This is a genomic window from Athalassotoga saccharophila, assembly GCF_009936215.1.
Lineage (GTDB): Bacteria > Thermotogota > Thermotogae > Mesoaciditogales > Mesoaciditogaceae > Athalassotoga > Athalassotoga saccharophila.
Genome location: NZ_AP019551.1, coordinates 779,627 through 798,540, shown reverse-complemented (window position 1 = coordinate 798,540; position 18,914 = coordinate 779,627). Strand labels below are relative to the sequence as shown.

Below are 18,914 nucleotides of genomic sequence, written 5' to 3'. Positions count from 1 at the left end.
ACTTTTAATGTCCGCTCTGGGCCGCCAGATTCCACAAATACATGAATTGTTCCAGAGAACCTCCACCGATCTTTCCGGTCTTTGGCACTCCTATATCGTATTTGGCTATAGTTTGAGAAGATGGATTCGTCTGCTGCATGGCACTTACGAGCAAGTTCCAGTCTTCCATGTTAACGTATCCATCGTTGTTGAAGTCGGCCTGAGAATAAGCGGCATTAACTGTTTTGAAAATGGGAACGAAGAACCAGTTACCGTAAGATTCGAATTTCCATGCCGGCACTTTGCCGGAGGCATATTCCTGAGGTGTTACCCAAGGCTGTAGCCAGTATCCATTCATGCCCCAACTTGAACCCCATGAATTTCTGACTATCCACACGTTGTAAGTCTGGCCATTGGAAGCCACGTAATTGTCTATCCATCCAACTATCTGGACGGCATGGCCTCCTTCGTAAGGGTTGGAAGAGGAGCCGGGATTTACAGGAATATAAACGCCACTTTGATAACTGAAAAAGTCTGCCGGCACTGAATAAGAGACGCTGACGGATCCGTACTTCATTATCATAGTCTTTATAGCGTCTATGTATTGATCGTAACTAACGTTGTAGTAATATGCCTCCTCGGGAGCGCTGAGCAACAAAAGTGTCCCCTGCGAATAAATCAAATCTTTTTGCCAGTTCGGATTTTGCGGATCCCATTCTATCCACGGAGAATTCTCGTAAGATATCGTCGGAAAATCCGAGGCAGGTGGTATTCCATACCTTATCGCGTTGTACATCGAGAAGTACTGGTTTCCGCCTGCATCGTAGTTGGAATCCTGCACTACCCATCCATTTGCCGCGATCAAAAGATTCCAGTTTATGTCGTGGTATGCAACAAACTGGGTTGAAAGAACCGGGATATTTGAATATGGTACAACGCCTTGCATTGCAAGGGCCGTTTCAAAGGTTTCAGTCGTGGAGAATGCCCAGCATGTGCCATGGTATCCCTGATCTTTGACAGGCGTTACGTAAGAAATGCCGGGATACTGGACGAATTGATTGCTTAGATCGTAGGCAGTTGGAAGGTTAGACGCATCCATCGTCAACGGATTGAACATCGTGTAAGATCCCATGAGCATATCATCTGTCGTTGTGAGTTTTTTTGCCTTCGATAAAATGGCGTTAACGAAATCCTTCGGAAGTGGACGCCACCCGTTCATAACGGACAACTGTCCTATCGTTTTTCCGTTAAAACCGTTAAGTCCAGCCGTCCACGGAAGATCCAACTGGGTATTTTGTGCATTTACAGCCTCAACGGTGGCTGTGCTCATAACAGTCTGCGTACTTAGAGAAATTCCAAAGGCAAAGACCGAAATCAAAACCAAAGCGATCAGAATAAATGTAATCTTTTTCATACCATTCACCCCGCTTACTGAGCGCTACCGACGGTAACGACCGGAACCGATCTCAAAATCACAACACCGTCTATATTCCTCAAAGAATTATCTTTGAAGACGGGATTGAGATTGCTGTATCCTTCATTGCCAAAGTATCCTTCATAGACTACGCTTGCAAAGGCGTAAGATCCGCTGTAGGTGGCCGGTACCGTGCATTGTAACTGGACGGCTATATCGGTTGCAGACTGCGCCACCGGTGCGCCCGGGACAGGATTTACAAATCCTCTGTACACAGTAAGAATTCCGGTATTTGGATCGTACTTGTACGTCCAAAGGTTAACCTTTCCCGCCATCATGTCCGGGAATGTAACGCTGTTAAGTTGAAGGCCGGGGGAGAGTTGAACTGAGAATTGCATGTACATAAGACCATTGTTCGTTGTGATGTCTGTATGATCGACATTGTCGTTGACTATCTGATGGGTGCCAGACGCGTATGCCGTAAGGTTTGGAGCGTAAACAGATGCAACAAAAGATCCACCCGTTGCAACTGAGGTCGTGTTGTATCCAACGTACATTTGCGGCATATTCGAAAGTCCATATCTTTCGCTAAGCACAAATGGGGCTATTGCAAAGGATCCTTGTGTTCCAAGCCAGTTAACGGGCAACATACCTATCGCGTAGGTCTGACCCAATTGGAACGCAGGTACGTTGTAAGCATTTCCACTCATATCGTAGACCTGCAAACTACCAGGGCCTGTTGCCGAAATTATCATGTCGGTATTCGTATTCGGATGAGGAATCAAATACCATTGCTGGGCCGTCGATGTGGCCGGAAGGACAACCCACTGACCATTTGGAGAGATGTTAAGCCTGTATCTTATGCCAGTCCCCAATGGCCCGTACATGTAAAATCTAACAAGTAAAGCGCCCAAAGGCTGGTTAGATGCCCAACTTATTTCTGCATACCTGCCCTGAGGATGGGAACCTATTCCGTAAAATCCACCTTCAGTTCTGTCGGAAACCGCTATTCCTATCGTTGGTCCTGCCGTCAAAATTTCAAAATTGTAAACGGCCGGAGGGACATAAGACTGGGCAAGTTTGACCATGAATGTGTAATTTCCATCTGGAAGATTTGTCAAGGTCGCACTCGTTTGTGTTGTACTTGTCCAACTTGCGCCATTGTCTATCGAGTAAAGGTACGTGTGAGGCTTGTTGTCGAGAGATTCCCAAGAGACCGTCACGCTGTTCTTGGCGTAAATTGTGGCAGAATTGGTGATCTTCAAAGACGTAACGTTAAATGTCGTGGTATCTTTGCCGGTACCACCCAAGTTCGTTTTACCGACGATTTGGGCCGTGTAGACTCCGGGCGTCGCTATCGATGTTTGGTAGGTTGTAAGATTCGAATTAGAAAGCAAAGTTATCGGACCGATGCCGGATGCAGAAAGAGTTAAGGTGTAAGTAAGGCCACTCTCGCCAGACCATGAAAAGGTTATTGGAGAGTTAACCGGATATGCAGAGTTGTTAAGAGAGGTTGGAGAGATAAACCTTACCGTTGGAGGCATTAAAAAACATCCGCTTAAGACTAAGGCCACTATGGCGATTGATGCGGAAAGAAGAAGTAACTTACCCCTTGTTTTCAAATACTTCATCCCCTTTCAATAAGATGTCAAAAAATTATACTTCATCTTAACCGTATATGTCAATAAAAATAATATGTTACAATCTCCCAATTTGTCAGATCAAAGATTTAATCTTGAATTATCTTTGCAAGATGTGGAAGAAAATCTTTTTTTCTCGACATAACGCCTTTTAACCTTACGGGATTCGATTCGAATTTTAAGAGGCACTCTTCGTCGGAACTTATGAAAAGATCGCTTGAATTCTCAAACACGTTGGTAAAAAGGCAGAAAAAGCAGTCAACATTCATGGAATCTCTCAATTTTGACATTTTCGATGTTATCTCATTCGATTTAGACGAGGAAAAATCAAAGGAGGCCACCATAACCTGTGAAATAACTATATTTTTGCCGAAAAGGTTGTACCTTTTCATATCTTTTGTAAGAATCTCTTCTATCGATAAGCCCTCGAGAGACATGCCGGCGTTGATCAACGCATTTCCGTAATCGTAAGGATCGATTCCGGCTATTCGAGAGAGATAATCGACGGCATTTATGTCTCTTTGCGTTGTTGTCGAAAGTTTCATAACAAGCGTATCTGAGAGTATTCCGCTCAAAAGAATTCCGGCAATCTGGGGTGAAGGGGTGATGCCGGCATCTATGAATTTGTAGGTTATTATGGTAGAGGTCGAACCTATAGGATCATTTAAAAATTTAACCGGCTTGACTGTGTTTATATTTCCTATCCTGTGATGATCTATTATCTCTACTATTTCAGCCTTTTCTATGCCGTCGACAGCCTGAGTGTATTCGTTGTGATCGAGAAGTATAACTGATTTTTTTACATCCTCGAGAAGATTTGTCCTCGTTACAATTCCGACAAGAATTCCATTGTCGTCGACGATACAGGCGGTTCTGAATTTCGATTCGTAGACGATTTTCTTTGCGTATTCGATGGAATCATGCATTTTCAAAACGGGTATATCCCTTGCCATTACCATTCTTGCCGGAAGAGAAAGATTTATCATCTTGCCAACACCGAACGCGTCTAAATTCGTTTGAATGATCGATGTGTTATGCACTTTTGCCTCATTTATGACCCTTTCTCCAACCGGGGCACTATTTGCGATTATAAGTGCCGCTATGTCAGATCTTATGAATGCGATCTGATCCGGCTCATTATCGCCGACAATAGCGACATCTTCATGGCTGAGTCTTGAAAGCGCAACGTGAAGGGCATCTATTGCCGTGTAAACCTTCCCTTTAAGAATTCTGCCGGAATCGAAGATCACCTTTCCATCTATTATCCTTGCAAGAGTCTCCACGCCAATGGGAGCCATTTCGAGTTGTTCTATCTTGATCTTTCTCACGTAAGCCTTCGCAAGGCCTCTTTCACTTATAAGGCCTACAAGTTTACCAGCGTCATCGATAACGGGCACATTTTTTATGTCGTGTTTTTCCATAAGTATTGCAACGTCAATCGTCGGAACATCCTCTTGAACACTTATAGGAGATGGTAATTTCATGTCTGCGATCTTTGGCTCGAGGCTTTCTATGTATAGAGGTTCATTCATCCCAAATTTTGAAAGTGCAAATTTTGTCTCTGAATTCATCTCGCCGCATCGTGCGGGAACGTAGACTGGATCGAAGCGATTCAAAAGATCTGCATAACCTATCACGCTGCAGATGGAATCGGTATCTGGATTTTTATGGCCTATTATGTAAATTTTGTCCATTTCTACTCCTTTATTTTCGAACTCAAAAGGAAAAGATCGCTTGGGGTAACTCCCTGAATTCTTGCGGCCTGACCAAGCGTTGAAGGTCTTATCTTCATCAACTTCTGCTTCGATTCCGTTGAAATACCGACAACACTTGAAAAATCGAAATCTCGAGGTATTCTTATTTTATCTAATTTTGAAAGTTTCTGGGCTTCCTGTATTTCTTTGGATATATAACCACCGTAATGAGCCTCTATTTCAACTTCTTTTATCACTCGAGGATCTTCCAAAGGAGATGTATCGAACATGACTATGTCAGAGTATGAAACATTTGGCATCTTTAAAAGATCGTAGAGTGAAAGGGTTCTATCGATTGTGAGTTCCTTGAACTTTGAAACTTTGACCTTTGTTTTTTGAAGCCTTTCTATGGCTTCCTTTATCTCTTTTTCGAGTCTTAAAACCTTCTCGTAGGTCGATTTGTCTACAATTCCAGCCCTGTACCCGTACTTCGTAAGTCTAAATTGAGCGTTATCGTCCCTTAGAAGCAACCTGTACTCGGCCCTTGAGGTAAGCATTCTGTAAGGCTCGTCAACTCCTTTAAAGACGAGATCATCTATCATAACACCGATATATGCCTCGTGACGCCCAAGCACGATTTGATCCTCGCCCTTTAATTTCAATCCGGCATTCAATCCGGCAATTATTCCCTGTCCGGCGGCTTCCTCGTACCCGCTTGTGCCATTAACCTGACCGGCAAAATAAAGATTTTCCACCACTTTGGATTCGAGGGTGGGATACAACTGTGTAGGATCCGCGTAATCGTATTCGACGGCGTAAGCCGGCCTTATTATTATGGCATGATCGAAGCCGGGAAGGGTGTGAAGCATTCTTACCTGAGCATCATAAGGAAGGGAGGTGCTAAATCCATTTATGTAATATTCCATCGAATCTATGCCTTCCGGCTCAACAAAAAGTTGATGTGAATCTTTGTCCGGAAATTTAACGACTTTATCCTCTATCGATGGACAGTATCTCGGTCCCACAGAATGAATGAGTTTAACCTCTCCGTACATTGGAGAAAAATGCAAATTTTCCCTTATTATATCGTGAGTCACAGTATTCGTTCTCGTTATAAAACACGGATGTGTCTTGGGAAGTACTCTCGGCTCATCCGAATATGAGAAGGCAAGAGGTTCATCCGATGTATCCTGCCTTTCAAGGATTGAAAAATCTATCGATGATTTTAAAACGCGTGGAGGAGTCCCGGTTTTGAATCTTTTCATGTTTATTCCATAACTTCTCAAACTATCTGTCAAACCTTCTGCCGAAGGCTCTCCGAGACGGCCAGCCGGCATGGAATTAGGACCTATGAAAATCCTTCCTCCCAAAAATGTGCCCGTTGTGACTATGGCACTTTTGCACCTGTAAAAGATTCCAAGAGAGGTTTCGACTCCGGCAACCTTTCCGTTTTCTACAACCAGACGTGTTGCAACGCCTTGCCTGAGAGTTAAATTCTTCTCCTCCATGAGAATTTGCTTTGCGGTCTTCGAATAGAGGTATTTGTCCACTTGAGCACGCAAGGCTTGAACGGCCGGACCTTTCGAGGTATTTAAAACTCTTATGTTTATCATCGCAACGTCCGTTATCCTTGCCATCGCACCTCCAAGTGCGTCTACCTCTCTCGCTATTATTCCCTTTGCAGGTCCTCCTATGGCGGGATTGCACGGAGTCCATGCAACATTATCGAGATTTATGCCCAAAAGCAGGGTCTTAAGACCCTGCTTTGCACTTGCGAGTGCCGCCTCAACGCCGGCATGCCCAGATCCAACAACGACTACATCGTACTCTTCCATTCAAACCTTCACGACAGACTTCAACAGATTAACGCTGTCTGTCTTCTCCCAAGAAAGATCGAGATCTAATCTTCCAAAATGACCATAGGCGGCTACCTGTTTGTAAATCGGTCTTCTCAAATTGAGATTCTTTATTATTGCTCCCGGCCTGAAGTCAAAGGTCTGGCTTACGATCTTCATCAGTTCCATATCAGGTATCAAACCAGTTCCGTAAGTATCCACAAAAATAGAAACCGGTCTTGCAACGCCTATAGCGTAGGCCACCTGAATCAAACATTTATGGGCAAGGCCTGCGGCAACCACGTTCTTTGCAACGTATCTTGCCATGTAAGAGGCCGATCTGTCAACTTTGGTCGGGTCCTTGCCGCTGAAAGCGCCACCGCCATGCGGTGCCACACCGCCATATGTATCAACTATTATCTTTCTGCCGGTTAATCCTGTATCACCCATAGGACCACCTATTACAAAACGTCCCGTTGGATTTATGTAAATTTTAGTGTTTTTCGTCAAAAGGTCTGCTGGAATGATCTTCTTTATGACCTCTTCCCTTATGCCATTTTCGAGATCGACTCTCGAAACATTTGGATCGTGCTGGGCAGAAACAATGACGGCATCAACGGCGATAGGTTTGTTGTCATCGTCAAATTCGATCGTTACTTGAGTTTTTCCATCGGGCCTTAGAAAATCAAGCGTTTTATCCTTTCTAACTTCTGCGAGTCTTCTTGCAAGTTTATGAGCAAGAGATATGCTCAAAGGCATATATTCCGGCGTCTCATCCGTTGCATATCCAAACATTAATCCCTGATCTCCGGCTCCAAGTTTTTCGAGAGGATCTGAGACCTTTTCCCCTTCCTTTACTTCAAAGGCTTCATCGACACCGAGGGCTATATCCGGAGATTGCTCATCTATGGCCGTAATAACGGCACATGTTTCTCCATCAAAACCGTACTTGGCCCTTGTGTATCCAATATCAAGCACAGTTTTACGCACAACGGAGGGAATGTCTATGTACGCACGAGTCGTCATCTGGCCTCCAACCATTACCTCTCCTCTCACGACAAAGGTCTCAATTGCGACCCTGCTTTCAGGATCCTGAGCCAACGCCTCATCCAAAATCGCATCCGAAACCTGATCTGCTATCTTGTCCGGATGTCCTTCCGTAACACTTTCACTTGTGAAAAGTTTCTTCACTTTAGTTCCTCCTTTTTTAAAAGTTCTTCGTATTCTTGCGGGGTTAGAAACCTTCCCCCGTTTATCTCTGAAGAGACAACATTGTAATTCTCATCCAATTCCATATGAACTACGATCAAATCATCAGACCTCTGACCCACAAGTTCTTTGTCAAGAAGTATCGAAGGTCCTTCATCGTAATTTATCTGGAAATCATATCCCTTTCTGAGTATGGTCTTAAAAAGCGTTCCTTTTTTGCTTTGAGTGTACATAAAAATCCCCTCTTTTTCAAAGTAAAGGGGGCCTTCCTGAATCTTTTTACGCCTGAAAAACATTCTGGATCTCCCTTACCTTTGATAAAAGATTTGAATTGATCTTAAGTTTGACATGAACTACACCGTCCATAGATTCAAAACGCAAAACTCTCACTCCATCAGTATTTAGAATCTTCTGCCATTTGTCAACGTCTATGCTTCCTTCAAATGGAATGTAATCCCTCGTAAGTTCTTCACGCACTCTCGATACCAGATCATCAAGATAAAGCCCCTTGGTGGCCGAAACAAAGATCGCATCATTGTATTTTCTTGAAAGCATAGACAAACGGCTCGATGAACACAGATCGATCTTGTTTATTACCTTCAAAATTGGAATATTGGAAGCGCCTATTTCATCTATAGTCTCAAGAGAAACATTTATCTTCTTTTCGATGTCATCATCGGCCCCATCGGCGACGATCAAAATAAGATTGGCCTCCTTTATTTCATCGAGAGTGGCCTTGAAGGCCTTAACGAGTTGGGCAGGCAATTTTGATATGAAGCCCACCGTATCTGAAAAAAGCGCGTAAAGATTCTCTCCTATCCATACCCTTCGGGTTATAGGATCGAGCGTTGTAAAAAGTTTATCCTCGCTTTTTATGTCAAAACCGCTAAGTGATTTCAAAAGCATTGACTTTCCAGCATTTGTGTATCCGGCGATGGAAACTTTTGGAATTAAAGAAGAGTTTCTTCTACTTTTTTTGATCGATTTATTCTTTTCTATTCTTTCGAGTTCTTCCCTAAGGAATCCGATCTTTTTCTTTATGACTCTTCTATCCATCTCCAATTTAGTCTCTCCGGGTCCGACGGTACCTATTCCTCCACCCGTTCTCGAAAAGCCTTTGGATCTTAAGTGTGAAAGTGTGTACTCGAGAGTTGCAAGTTCAACCTCTATCTTTCCTTCCTCCGTTGTGGCGCTACGCGAAAACGCACGTAAAATGATCTCCGTTCTGTCAAGCACCTCAACTTTTAGAATCTCTTCGAGTTTTGATCTTTGAACTATGGTAAGTTCATCATCGGTGATGACACCATCTGCGCGATAGAGTTCTATGTACTTTGAAACGGAATTGAGTTTTCCACTTCCAAGGTACGTTGGTAGAGGAGAACTCAAAAATTGCCAGAAAGTTCCCACTCCTTCGATTCCAACGCTTTTTGCAAGAAGAGAAAGTTCTTCAAGACTTTTTTCTATTTCGTATCCCTTTGAATGGCTAACGCCAAGCAATACAGCCCTTTTCAATCCTTTTCTGTTTTTTCCTCCTCTTCTAAAGATTTTTTCCCTATCACTTCTTCGAGTTCGAGATACTCGGACGGAATAATGGTACTTATCGCATGTTTGTAAACCATATTTTGCTGTCTGCCGCTTTCGATAAGAACTGTGTAATTGTCAAAGGATTTGACAAGTCCTTTAACCTGAAAGCCGTTAACGAGATAAACTTTGGCTTCTATCTTTTTCTTTCTAAGATAATTCAACAACTTATCCTGTAAGTTCTGCTTTTCCACCGTTAGGCCCCCTATTCAATGAATTGAATTACTTTTTCAAGAGATGATTTCTCATCTAAATCTATCCATATGGCATCTTTGTACTTTCTAAACCACGTTAACTGTCTTTTGGCATAGTGCCTTGTTGATATTTTTACCATCTCCACGCATCCTTTTAGATCTATTTTCCCTTCAAGATATTGTACCACTTCTTTATACCCTATGGATCTCATAGGTTTCAAATCCTTCGAATATCCCATATCCATTAGGCTTTTAACCTCATCAACAAGACCTTTTTCGAACATGAGATCGACCCTTTTGTTTATTCGGGAATAAAGTTCATTTCTATCTCTTGTAAGAATAAAAATAACGTATCTGTCCTCACCAGTTCTCTCATTCCAAAGGGTTGATATGGGTCTTCCGGTAAGAATGTAAACTTCGAGTGCTCTGACAGTTCTTACAAGATCGTGGGAATCTATCTTTTCAAAGGCTTTGGGATCAACGTGAAAAAGCAAGTTTCTAAGCGATCCGGACCTTTCTTTTTCGATCTTCAAAAGTGCCTCTCTTATCCTTTCATTCTTAGATGGGCCATCGAAAATTCCGTACCTTAACACCTCAAAATAAAGACCCGTTCCCCCGACAAGAATGGGGACTTTCTTTCTCGAAATTATGTCTTCGATGAATTTCAAGGCCATATCTCTAAATCTTTTCACATCGAATTCCTCATCCGGCGTCATTATGTCTATCATGTAATGGGGAATCTCTTCTCTCAATTTTGGATCGACCTTCGAAGTTCCTATATCCATGTATCTGTATATCTGCATCGAATCCATAGATATTATCTCTCCACCAATTTTTCTGGCGAGTTCGATGGCAAATTCGCTTTTTCCAACTCCGGTAGGTCCCATAATGACAGGTATCTTCAAATCTCTACCACTCCATAACCTATCTTGCTTTTCAAACTTCCGACAACTTTATCGAATTTATACCTTTCAAAGATAGAATCATTCCATCTTGCCTTTACGACAATCCTTTTACGTGCTATTTTTTTCATCTCCTCTATGTCCGCAGGATCTATTCCAGAATGATCCGCAAAAGGCCTTAATGGATTCATCGCATAGGACTTAAAGTTTGGATGCTCGAACATGGGATCAACGTACACGCAATCGAAGATCTCATCGCTTTCTCTTACGAATTTCTTGTAATCGTATTCTAATATTTCTATCCTTTGCGCGGATTCCCTAACCCAGTCAGGCAAATTTTTATCTCTAATGCCATTTTCGACTATTATCTTTATTATCTTTGAACTTTCAAGGCATTTGACGTGCCCTTTTGGTAAAAAATGCGCGATTAAAATGGCCTCGCTCCCAAGGCCAAGGGTACAATCGAGCACCTTCTCATTCCCCGAAAGATCGAGAGATTCGATAAGGTAATCTCGCTGACCCGTTTCAACGTTGGATTTTCTTAAAACGGCAAGGGATGGATGAAAAAATAGACGCTTTCCATCCTTTACAGCCGAAATTCCATACCTTTCAGCGATTATGACTATCTCTCCTTCCATAAAAGAAAAGTGCCTTCGTGGAATGTAACGGCAACCAAAGGCCTGGGCAAGTTCCTTTGCCTTATTTACCTGATGTTGAAGGGGTTTGTGGGACGTTGTTACCGCTATTCGCAATTTGCGATTCGATCTCCTTCATGGTCTGCTTTAGATAATCCAACTCTTGCTTGGTCTGATCGTATTCTTTCAAAACCTTCTCGTATTCACTTTTCGCCTTTGTGTATGAGATATAAGACGTGATATCAAAATACACGAGATAAGCGGCGATAACCAAAAGCACTATAAGAATTATCTTTTTTCTCATAAGTTCAAAGACAAAGTAGAAGAGTTGATGGTTACACTACTCGACACAATTGTTTGTGTGGCACTGTTAATTGAAATAGTCGCTTTGTAGCCTTGAGACGTTGGGGCAACGAATGGATACAATGTGAAATCGTAAGTGTCATTTAAAGTATTCCAATATCCCTGAGATGTAAAGGTGTAAGTCTTTGAGAAGTCTGAAACCGATGCGTACCTGTAAAAACCGCCGTAAAGTCCGGGATCTGACGAAATGCCATGGGTAATGTACAATGGCACGACCTGCGACATATCAAGACCAATGGCGCTCAAAGTAATGGGGGCTGTTGCGGACGTTGAAAGATTTGAAAGATTCCACAAAATCAAAGCCGCCTTGTTCTGTCCATTATTGATCTGCAAGGGTGCTACCTGCATTTTTTGAAGACTGTAACTGTAAAATGGCACGCTCACAGATGTTGAAACAGGAACAGTGTATTCATTTCCATTTCCAAGGACGATGGTGGCAACTGGGCCTATGTTTATCAAAAGAGAATTTATGATGAAAGGAGGATTTCCGTTAATGGATAGGCCCTGAAGTCCATCGATTGGACGTGCAATGTAGAAATTCCCGGTCCCGTTAAGCGGTGGAACGAGATCGTATTCCCTGTTGTAAATAGAACTGAGAAGGACTGTATTTCCATTGGCATTTATCGATTTTATGAATATCTCTATGTGATTGACAGATGAAAATGGCGTTGTCTGGATGTACGTCTGATAAGATATCGTGGTTGATTGTGTCTGAAAACATCCAGAAAGTATCAAAGAGAGGGTTCCTGCCGTGACAATGACAAAAAACAAAAGACTTTTTTTCAAAAAACTCACCTACCCTTTTATCGTTAATTGAGATTCCCATTCGATCAAAGATTTGACGATATCGTCTAAATATCCGTCCATCACCTCTTCGAGGTTGTACGCGGTAAATCCATTCCTGTGATCTGTAACCCTATTTTGCGGGAAATTGTAAGTTCTTATCTTTTCACTTCTCTCTCCCATGCCTATTTGATTTCTTCTCATATCTGACATCTTTTCCTCTTCCTCACGTTTCTTCATCTCAAAAAGTTTCGCCCTCAATATCTTCATGGCTATGACTCTATTTTGAATCTGAGATCTTTCTGACTCACAAACCACTACGGTGCCAGTAGGTATATGAGTTATTCTTACGGCAGATTCAGTTCTATTCACGTGCTGGCCTCCGGCTCCGGAAGACCTGAAGGTATCTATTCTGAGATCATCGGGATTTATCTCGATATCAACCTCCGTTGCCTCTGGCAAAACTGCGACGGTGGCAGTTGAGGTGTGGATCCTTCCAGATGCCTCGGTAACCGGAACCCTTTGGACTCTGTGAACACCACTTTCGTATTTGAAAAGTTTGTAGGCACCATTTCCAGAAACGGAAAAGGTAACCTCTTTAAACCCTCCAAGTTCCGTTTCATGGGAATCGAGGATCTCGGCCTCAAGGTTGTGCCTTTCGGCATATCTAAGGTACATCCTCAAAAGGTCTCCGGCAAAGATGGCACTTTCCTGTCCTCCAACGCCGGCCCTTATTTCGACAATGACATTTCTTGAAAAGTTAGAATCGAGCGAATCTAAAAAATCGCCGGCCTCTTTTTCTAATTTGGAGATCACATCTTCTTTTTCCTTTATCTCTTTCAAAATCTCCTCGTGTAAATCCGGATCATCGAGAGATTTCAATTCCTCTATGTCGTTAAGAACTCTTAAATATTCCTCATACAACTTTGCCGGCCTTTCTACTTCCGAAAGTTCTTTCGAATACTTTATGACCATCTCCGGAGACTTTATGACCTCTGGATCTATCAAACTTTCGTTAATTTTTTTGTATTTCTCGTAAAAACTTTTCAAACTTTCTATCATAGACATACCTTCCTACAAAGGATAATAAGCAGATGACGATACTTTAGGCTCACTCAGCCTCAAGAAATCCCGTCCCTCGCTTAACATAACATTTCAAAGACACTTTCTTTCGCACAAGATTATATAATAAAATTGTTTCAATATGAATCCCAAGTAGAAAGGATTGATCTCGATCACTCAAAAATCATTTCTAACACTATCTTTTGCATCTTTTCTTGTCATTATCATCACCTGCTATGGCATTTTTTACTACAAAGATTACGAGTTCTCATTCTTGATTCTTAACATCTTTCTTGCATGGATTCCTTTCTTCCTTTCATTTCTGATAACATCGGTTTACATTTCAGGATTAAAGAGATCTTTAAAAATCTATCTTTTGATTCCCGTCTTTATTTTATGGATTATCTTTTATCCAAATATTCCTTACATAATGACAGACGTTATTCACATAAGATCGTTGGATTATCTTAAGATGGAGAACAACATCTTCGTCTACAGTCAAAAGATGATTCGCTGGTACGAATTGATAGAGATAACACTCTCGGTCTTTTTGAGCATAGTCATGGGCTTTTTCTCTCTATTTAACATCCAAAGGCTCATAGAAAGGCACAAAGTTTTAAGTTGGGCATTTGTGATAATCGTCTCATTTTTTTCAGGTGTCGGGATATACTTTGGAAGATTTTTAAGGCTCAATAGTTGGCAAATTCTAAGTATATTCAGCACCGAGAATTTTTCCTTTGTCTTCAAACGCCTCAATTTTTTCATTGAATTTACAATATTTTTCACACTTTTTTGGCTTTTCATCTACACGGTGATCTATCTCTTGGAAAAAAGATGAAAAACAATTTTGTTATAAAATTCACAAATAAGAAAAAAACGAAATACTTCCTTATATGTTAAAATATCTACGGAGAGTGAAGTAGATGGGTACACTTTATTTGAAGTACAGGCCCAAAAAATTCGAAGACGTTGTATGGCAGGATCATGTCAAAAGAATACTCATAAATGCCGTAAAATCAAAGAATATCTCCCATTCCTACCTTTTCAGCGGTCCGCGTGGAACGGGAAAGACTTCCGTTGCAAGGATCTTGGCAAAGAGCATCAACTGTTCAAACCCTGTAGATGGTTATGAGCCGTGCAATGTGTGTGATTCATGCGTTGAAATAGATTCCGGAAATTCACTCGACGTCATAGAAATGGATGCGGCATCAAACAGGGGAATAGACGAGATAAGAAATATAAGGGATCGAGTCGCTTACATGCCTTTCAATCAGAAGTACAAGGTTTACATAATCGATGAGGTCCACATGCTAACGAGAGAGGCCTTCAACGCGCTTTTAAAAACGCTCGAAGAACCACCAGAAAAGACCATCTTCATTCTCGCAACGACTGAGATGCAAAAAGTTCCAGAAACTGTTTTGTCGAGATGTCAGGTTCTCGAATTCAGGAGAATCCCATCAGATGTTATAAGAAACAGACTTGTAAGAATATGCGAAAATGAAAAGATAGAATATGAACCATCCGCAATCGATCATATTTCCAAAGTTGCGTCCGGCGGCATGAGAGATGCCATTGGAATGCTTGAGGAAATATCGAGATTTTCCCAAGACAAGATAACTTTAAACGATACACTTATAGTGCTCGGAGAAAGCCCAGTCGAAATCGTCGAAAATTACACATTCTCGATTTTGAATGGAAATGTTGAATCGCTTATCAATACAATGGAATCGATCAAAAATCGCGGCATCGATGTCATGAATTTCCTTAAAAATGTGGTAGAATATTCATCGGAAAAAATAGAAGATCTTCAAATGATTCAAATTGGCAAATTTGCAATTGATCTGATCCAGTACCTTAAATACGAAGAAAGGCAATTCGATGTTTTTAAAATCATGAGCGTCTTTGAAGCGTTAAAGTACAAAGATGAAAGATATAATCCTAAAACGGAGAAAGCGCAGACAGTCGAGAAGGATCAGACAGTCGAGAGTATTATCGAAAGATTTGTGGAAAGTTATAAAAGTGAAGATCTTTCCATTTACGTGTCTTTAAAAATGTCAAATTTGAAAGATTTAGGCGATAGAATACTCGTCATCTCTTACGCTCCTCTTCACAAAGAGATTTTAGATGAAAAGAGAGAAGAGATAAACAACAAATTCAAAGAAATGACCAAAAGAGATGCACATTTTGTCTTTGCCTATTCGAAAATACCAATCGATTCTATGGAAGAAAATCTCAAAGAGCCTGTCATAAAGGTCCTAAGTTTGTTTGGCGGAAAGATTCTCCCGGAAGGAGGTTAAAAATGGCTAAGAATTTTGGATTTGGAGGAAATATAGGGAATTTGATGAAACAGGCCCAAGAAATGCAAAAGAAGATAGCCGCAGTTCAGGAAAACCTTAAGAATATAGAGGTAAGCGCAACAGTCGGTGGCGGAGCAGTTAGCGTTAAGGGCAATTGTGATTATGAGGTAAAAGAGATAAATATCTCAAATGATCTGTTTTCAGATCCCGAGATGCTGAAGGATTTGCTTGTGAGTGCCTTTAACGAATACGCAAACATGGTCAAAGATCGTTCAGAAGAAGAGATGAAATCCGCTACAGGTAACATAAAAATACCTGGATTTTAATCAAAATTAAGGAGGTTGTTAAAATGTCAGAAGTAAAAGTTGGAATTAACGGATTTGGAAGAATTGGAAGGCAGATCCTGCGTGTCATTCTCGAACAAAAGAGACCGATAAATGTCGTGGCGGTAAATGACATAACCGATACAAAAACTCTTGCCCATCTTTTCAAGTACGACTCAAACTACGGGACATACAAAGGAACTGTTTCCTACACCGATGATGCCATAATAATCGATGGAAAAGAGATAAAGGTATTTGCAGAAAAGGATCCTTCAAAACTTCCGTGGAAGGCACTTGGAGTAAGGCTTGCCATTGAATCTACGGGACTTTTCACAAGCAAAGATAAGGCAATGGCCCACATTCAGGCAGGAGCCGAGAAGGTCATAATTTCTGCCCCCGCAGATGGAGCCGATTCAACTATAAACCCGCATGTCAACGATGAAGCCTTAAAAAAGGAACACGTTGTCATATCCACAGGTTCTTGTACGACCAATTCTCTTTCTCCACTTGTAAAAGTGCTCGAAGATAACTTTGGAATAGTGAAAGGCTTTATGACAACCGTTCATGGTTACACCAACGACCAAAGAATTCTTGATTTACCACACAAAGATCTCAGACGTGCAAGGGCTGCCGCGATGAATACGATACCAACATCAACAGGTGCGGCAAAGGCCATTCACCTTGTTGTACCATCTGTTAAGGGAAAATTGGACGGTATGGCTTTGAGAGTGCCAGTTTCGACAGGTTCAATAACGGATCTTAAAGTTATAGTGAAAAGACCAACGACCGTTGAAGAGGTCAACGCCGCATTCAAAAAGGCCGCCGAAGGACCGATGGGAAAGGCTTTGCTTTACTGCACAGACGAAATAGTGTCTCGTGACATAATAGGAGAAACACATTCTTGCATCTTCGATTCTCTGCTTACAAAGGTTAACGGAGAACTCGTCAACGTCTTCGGATGGTACGACAACGAATACGGATATACGAACAGAGCCGTCGATTTGATAGAAATGGTTCAGAAACTCCTTTGATGGTGGTTTTTATGGGCAAATTAACGGTAAGGGATGTTGATCTGAAAAATAAGCGCGTCTTGATGCGCGTGGATTTCAACGTTCCAATTGAAAAAGGTGTAATAACTGACGATACCCGCATAAGGGCGGAATTGCCGACCATTCAATACGTGATAGAGAAGGGTGGGAAGGTTATACTCCTTTCCCACCTTGGCAGACCAAAGGGAGGACCGGATCCTCAATTCTCACTCGAGCCTGTGGCAAAAAGACTCGAAGAACTCCTTGGTAGAAAGGTAACTTTCTGTCACGATACTATCGGTCCAAGGGCTGAAGGGCTCGTCAACTCAATGAAGCCGGGCGATGTCGTGCTCATGGAAAATACGAGGTTTTTCCCCGGCGAGGAGAAAAATGATCCCGAACTTTCGAAGTCTTTTGCCAAATTAGGAGATATTCACGTCAACGACGCATTCGGAACTGCCCATAGGGCACATGCATCCAACGTGGGAGTTGCGCAGTATCTTCCATCCGTTGCTGGATTTTTAATGGAAAAGGAAATCGAGATGCTTTCGAAGGTTACCTATTCTCCTGAAAAGCCTTACGTCGTTATACTCGGCGGAGCCAAGGTATCGGACAAAATAGGGGTTATAGACAACCTTTTCAAAAAGGCCGATAGGGTTCTTATAGGCGGAGCCATGATGTTCACATTCTTAAAGGCCCAAGGGTACAAAATAGGCGCTTCAAAGTTTGAAGAGGATAAATTGGACGTTGCAAAAGAGATCCTCGCAAACGCAAAAAAACTCAACGTCGACTTCGTTCTTCCCGTTGACGCCGTGTGTGCACGAGAATTGAAGGCCGGTGCTGAAAAGAAGATCTTGGATATATCCTCTGGAATTCCAGATGGATGGATGGGTTTAGATATAGGACCGAAGACCATCGAACTTTTCAAGTCTAAACTCAGCGGCGCAAAGACCGTTGTGTGGAATGGTCCGATGGGTGTTTTTGAAATAGACGATTTTGCAACCGGTACAAAGGCCGTAGCCGAAGTGCTTGCAAAGATGAAGAATGCGACCACAGTCGTCGGTGGTGGTGATAGCGCCGCAGCGATGGACAAATTCGGTCTTTCTGAAAAGGTCTCTCACGTTTCAACCGGTGGTGGGGCATCTCTCGAATTTTTGGAAGGAAAAGAATTGCCCGGGATCGCCTCGATCTCAGACGCAAAAAAAAACGTCCGCTGATAGTAGCCGGTAACTGGAAAATGAACAAAACCCCTTCGGAGGCAAGGGCTTTCGCAAGGGATTTGATAAAGATCGTAAGATTTAGCGGAGACACAAAGATGTGGGTATTTCCCTCTTTTGTGTCTCTTTCTGTTGTCAAAGAGATCTTCACAGGCTACGATATCGTGGTGGGAGCACAAAACGTTCATTCTCAAAAGTCCGGAGCCTTTACCGGAGAGGTTAGCGTCCCGATGCTCAAAGACATGGGAATAGATCATGTTATAATAGGACATTCGGAAAGAAGGCATATCTTTGGCGAGAGCGATCAGTTCATAAACGAAAAGGTAAAGTCCGCCATCTCGGGCGGGATGAATGTCATTCTTTGTATCGGCGAGACGCTCGACGAGAGGCAAAGCGGAAAAACCTTTGACGTAATAAAAGATCAACTTACCAAAGACTTAGAAGGGGTCAAAATCGAAGATCCGCAAAGACTTACGATAGCGTATGAACCTGTATGGGCAATAGGAACCGGGGTTGTGGCCCAGCCTTATCAGGCGCAGGAAGCGATAGCGTACGTCAGAGATCAGTTGAGAAAAATTTATCCTGACATGGCAGAGAAAATCTCCTGCCTTTACGGTGGCAGCATGAATAAAGAAAACTGTCAGGAACTCTTCCTTCTTCCAGATGTAGACGGAGGATTGATAGGTGGTGCCTCTTTGAAGTTAGACGAATTCATTGAGATATACAAAATAGCAACCAAATTCTGCTAAATTCTGGAG

The 18,914-nt window shown here is 42.1% G+C and carries 19 protein-coding genes; 6 read left to right on the top strand and 13 right to left on the bottom strand.

The genetic code is table 11. From position 1 onward, the window contains the following. Positions 1-4: 4 nt before the first annotated feature. From ATHSA_RS04015 to prfA, 13 genes are all read right to left on the bottom strand, one after another. A complete protein-coding gene (locus tag ATHSA_RS04015) occupies positions 5-1,393 on the bottom strand; it encodes a C1 family peptidase (RefSeq protein WP_161847868.1) in 1,389 nt (462 codons plus the stop codon). Positions 1,394-1,407: 14 nt separating this feature from the next. Further along, positions 1,408-3,024, bottom strand: coding sequence for a hypothetical protein (locus tag ATHSA_RS04010; RefSeq protein ID WP_161847867.1), 1,617 nt, complete (start codon positions 3,022-3,024; stop codon positions 1,408-1,410). Between the two features lie 98 nt (positions 3,025-3,122). Then, entirely contained in the window at positions 3,123-4,727 is a 1,605-nt protein-coding gene (locus ATHSA_RS04005; RefSeq protein ID WP_161847866.1) for a putative manganese-dependent inorganic diphosphatase, read from the bottom strand. A 2-nt stretch (positions 4,728-4,729) separates the two neighbouring features. Next, a complete protein-coding gene (mnmG, locus tag ATHSA_RS04000) occupies positions 4,730-6,562 on the bottom strand; it encodes a tRNA uridine-5-carboxymethylaminomethyl(34) synthesis enzyme MnmG (RefSeq protein ID WP_161847865.1) in 1,833 nt (610 codons plus the stop codon). After that, a complete protein-coding gene (gene metK / locus ATHSA_RS03995) occupies positions 6,563-7,753 on the bottom strand; it encodes a methionine adenosyltransferase (RefSeq protein WP_161847864.1) in 1,191 nt (396 codons plus the stop codon). It lies immediately after the preceding gene. Beyond that, positions 7,750-8,067: a hypothetical protein gene (locus ATHSA_RS03990; RefSeq protein ID WP_232060132.1), complete on the bottom strand. Its 318-nt coding sequence runs from the start codon at positions 8,065-8,067 to the stop codon at positions 7,750-7,752. Before ATHSA_RS03990 ends, metK begins: the two co-directional genes overlap by 4 nt. Then, a complete protein-coding gene (gene hflX, locus ATHSA_RS03985) occupies positions 8,051-9,283 on the bottom strand; it encodes a GTPase HflX (protein WP_161847862.1) in 1,233 nt (410 codons plus the stop codon). Before hflX ends, ATHSA_RS03990 begins: the two co-directional genes overlap by 17 nt. Next, on the bottom strand, positions 9,280-9,546 hold the full coding sequence (gene hfq / locus ATHSA_RS03980) for an RNA chaperone Hfq (RefSeq protein ID WP_161847861.1): 267 nt from the start codon (positions 9,544-9,546) through the stop codon (positions 9,280-9,282). The genes hflX and hfq overlap by 4 nt, the downstream gene beginning before the upstream one ends. A gap of 11 nt (positions 9,547-9,557) precedes the next feature. Then, the gene (gene miaA / locus ATHSA_RS03975; protein ID WP_197739227.1) at positions 9,558-10,451 is read right to left on the bottom strand and encodes a tRNA (adenosine(37)-N6)-dimethylallyltransferase MiaA; all 894 of its coding nucleotides are present in this window, start codon (positions 10,449-10,451) and stop codon (positions 9,558-9,560) included. After that, positions 10,448-11,200, bottom strand: coding sequence for a class I SAM-dependent methyltransferase (locus ATHSA_RS03970; RefSeq protein ID WP_161847860.1), 753 nt, complete (start codon positions 11,198-11,200; stop codon positions 10,448-10,450). Before ATHSA_RS03970 ends, miaA begins: the two co-directional genes overlap by 4 nt. Further along, positions 11,148-11,387: a hypothetical protein gene (locus tag ATHSA_RS03965; protein WP_161847859.1), complete on the bottom strand. Its 240-nt coding sequence runs from the start codon at positions 11,385-11,387 to the stop codon at positions 11,148-11,150. Before ATHSA_RS03965 ends, ATHSA_RS03970 begins: the two co-directional genes overlap by 53 nt. Further along, on the bottom strand, positions 11,384-12,232 hold the full coding sequence (locus ATHSA_RS03960) for a hypothetical protein (RefSeq protein WP_161847858.1): 849 nt from the start codon (positions 12,230-12,232) through the stop codon (positions 11,384-11,386). The genes ATHSA_RS03965 and ATHSA_RS03960 overlap by 4 nt, the downstream gene beginning before the upstream one ends. Before the next feature lie 9 nt (positions 12,233-12,241). Next, positions 12,242-13,291 (bottom strand): peptide chain release factor 1, encoded by a 1,050-nt coding sequence (gene prfA / locus ATHSA_RS03955; protein ID WP_161847857.1) that lies wholly within the window; start codon positions 13,289-13,291, stop codon positions 12,242-12,244. Between the two features lie 163 nt (positions 13,292-13,454). Between prfA and ATHSA_RS03950 the strand changes: the two genes are divergently transcribed. The 6 genes from ATHSA_RS03950 to tpiA all read left to right on the top strand — a co-directional run bounded on the left by ATHSA_RS03950 (position 13,455) and on the right by tpiA (position 18,905). Next, entirely contained in the window at positions 13,455-14,129 is a 675-nt protein-coding gene (locus ATHSA_RS03950; protein ID WP_232060131.1) for a DUF1361 domain-containing protein, read from the top strand. 85 nt (positions 14,130-14,214) lie between these two features. Further along, positions 14,215-15,588 (top strand): DNA polymerase III subunit gamma/tau, encoded by a 1,374-nt coding sequence (dnaX, locus tag ATHSA_RS03945; RefSeq protein WP_161847855.1) that lies wholly within the window; start codon positions 14,215-14,217, stop codon positions 15,586-15,588. A gap of 2 nt (positions 15,589-15,590) precedes the next feature. After that, positions 15,591-15,914, top strand: a complete 324-nt coding sequence (locus ATHSA_RS03940) for a YbaB/EbfC family nucleoid-associated protein (RefSeq protein WP_161847854.1) — start codon at positions 15,591-15,593, stop codon at positions 15,912-15,914. 23 nt (positions 15,915-15,937) lie between these two features. Beyond that, positions 15,938-16,942, top strand: coding sequence for a type I glyceraldehyde-3-phosphate dehydrogenase (gene gap / locus ATHSA_RS03935; RefSeq protein WP_161847853.1), 1,005 nt, complete (start codon positions 15,938-15,940; stop codon positions 16,940-16,942). Between the two features lie 11 nt (positions 16,943-16,953). Next, positions 16,954-18,156: a phosphoglycerate kinase gene (locus tag ATHSA_RS03930; RefSeq protein ID WP_161847852.1), complete on the top strand. Its 1,203-nt coding sequence runs from the start codon at positions 16,954-16,956 to the stop codon at positions 18,154-18,156. Between the two features lie 20 nt (positions 18,157-18,176). Next, complete coding sequence (gene tpiA / locus ATHSA_RS03925; RefSeq protein WP_197739226.1) at positions 18,177-18,905, top strand: triose-phosphate isomerase; 729 nt, start codon at positions 18,177-18,179, stop codon at positions 18,903-18,905. Positions 18,906-18,914: the final 9 nt, after the last annotated feature.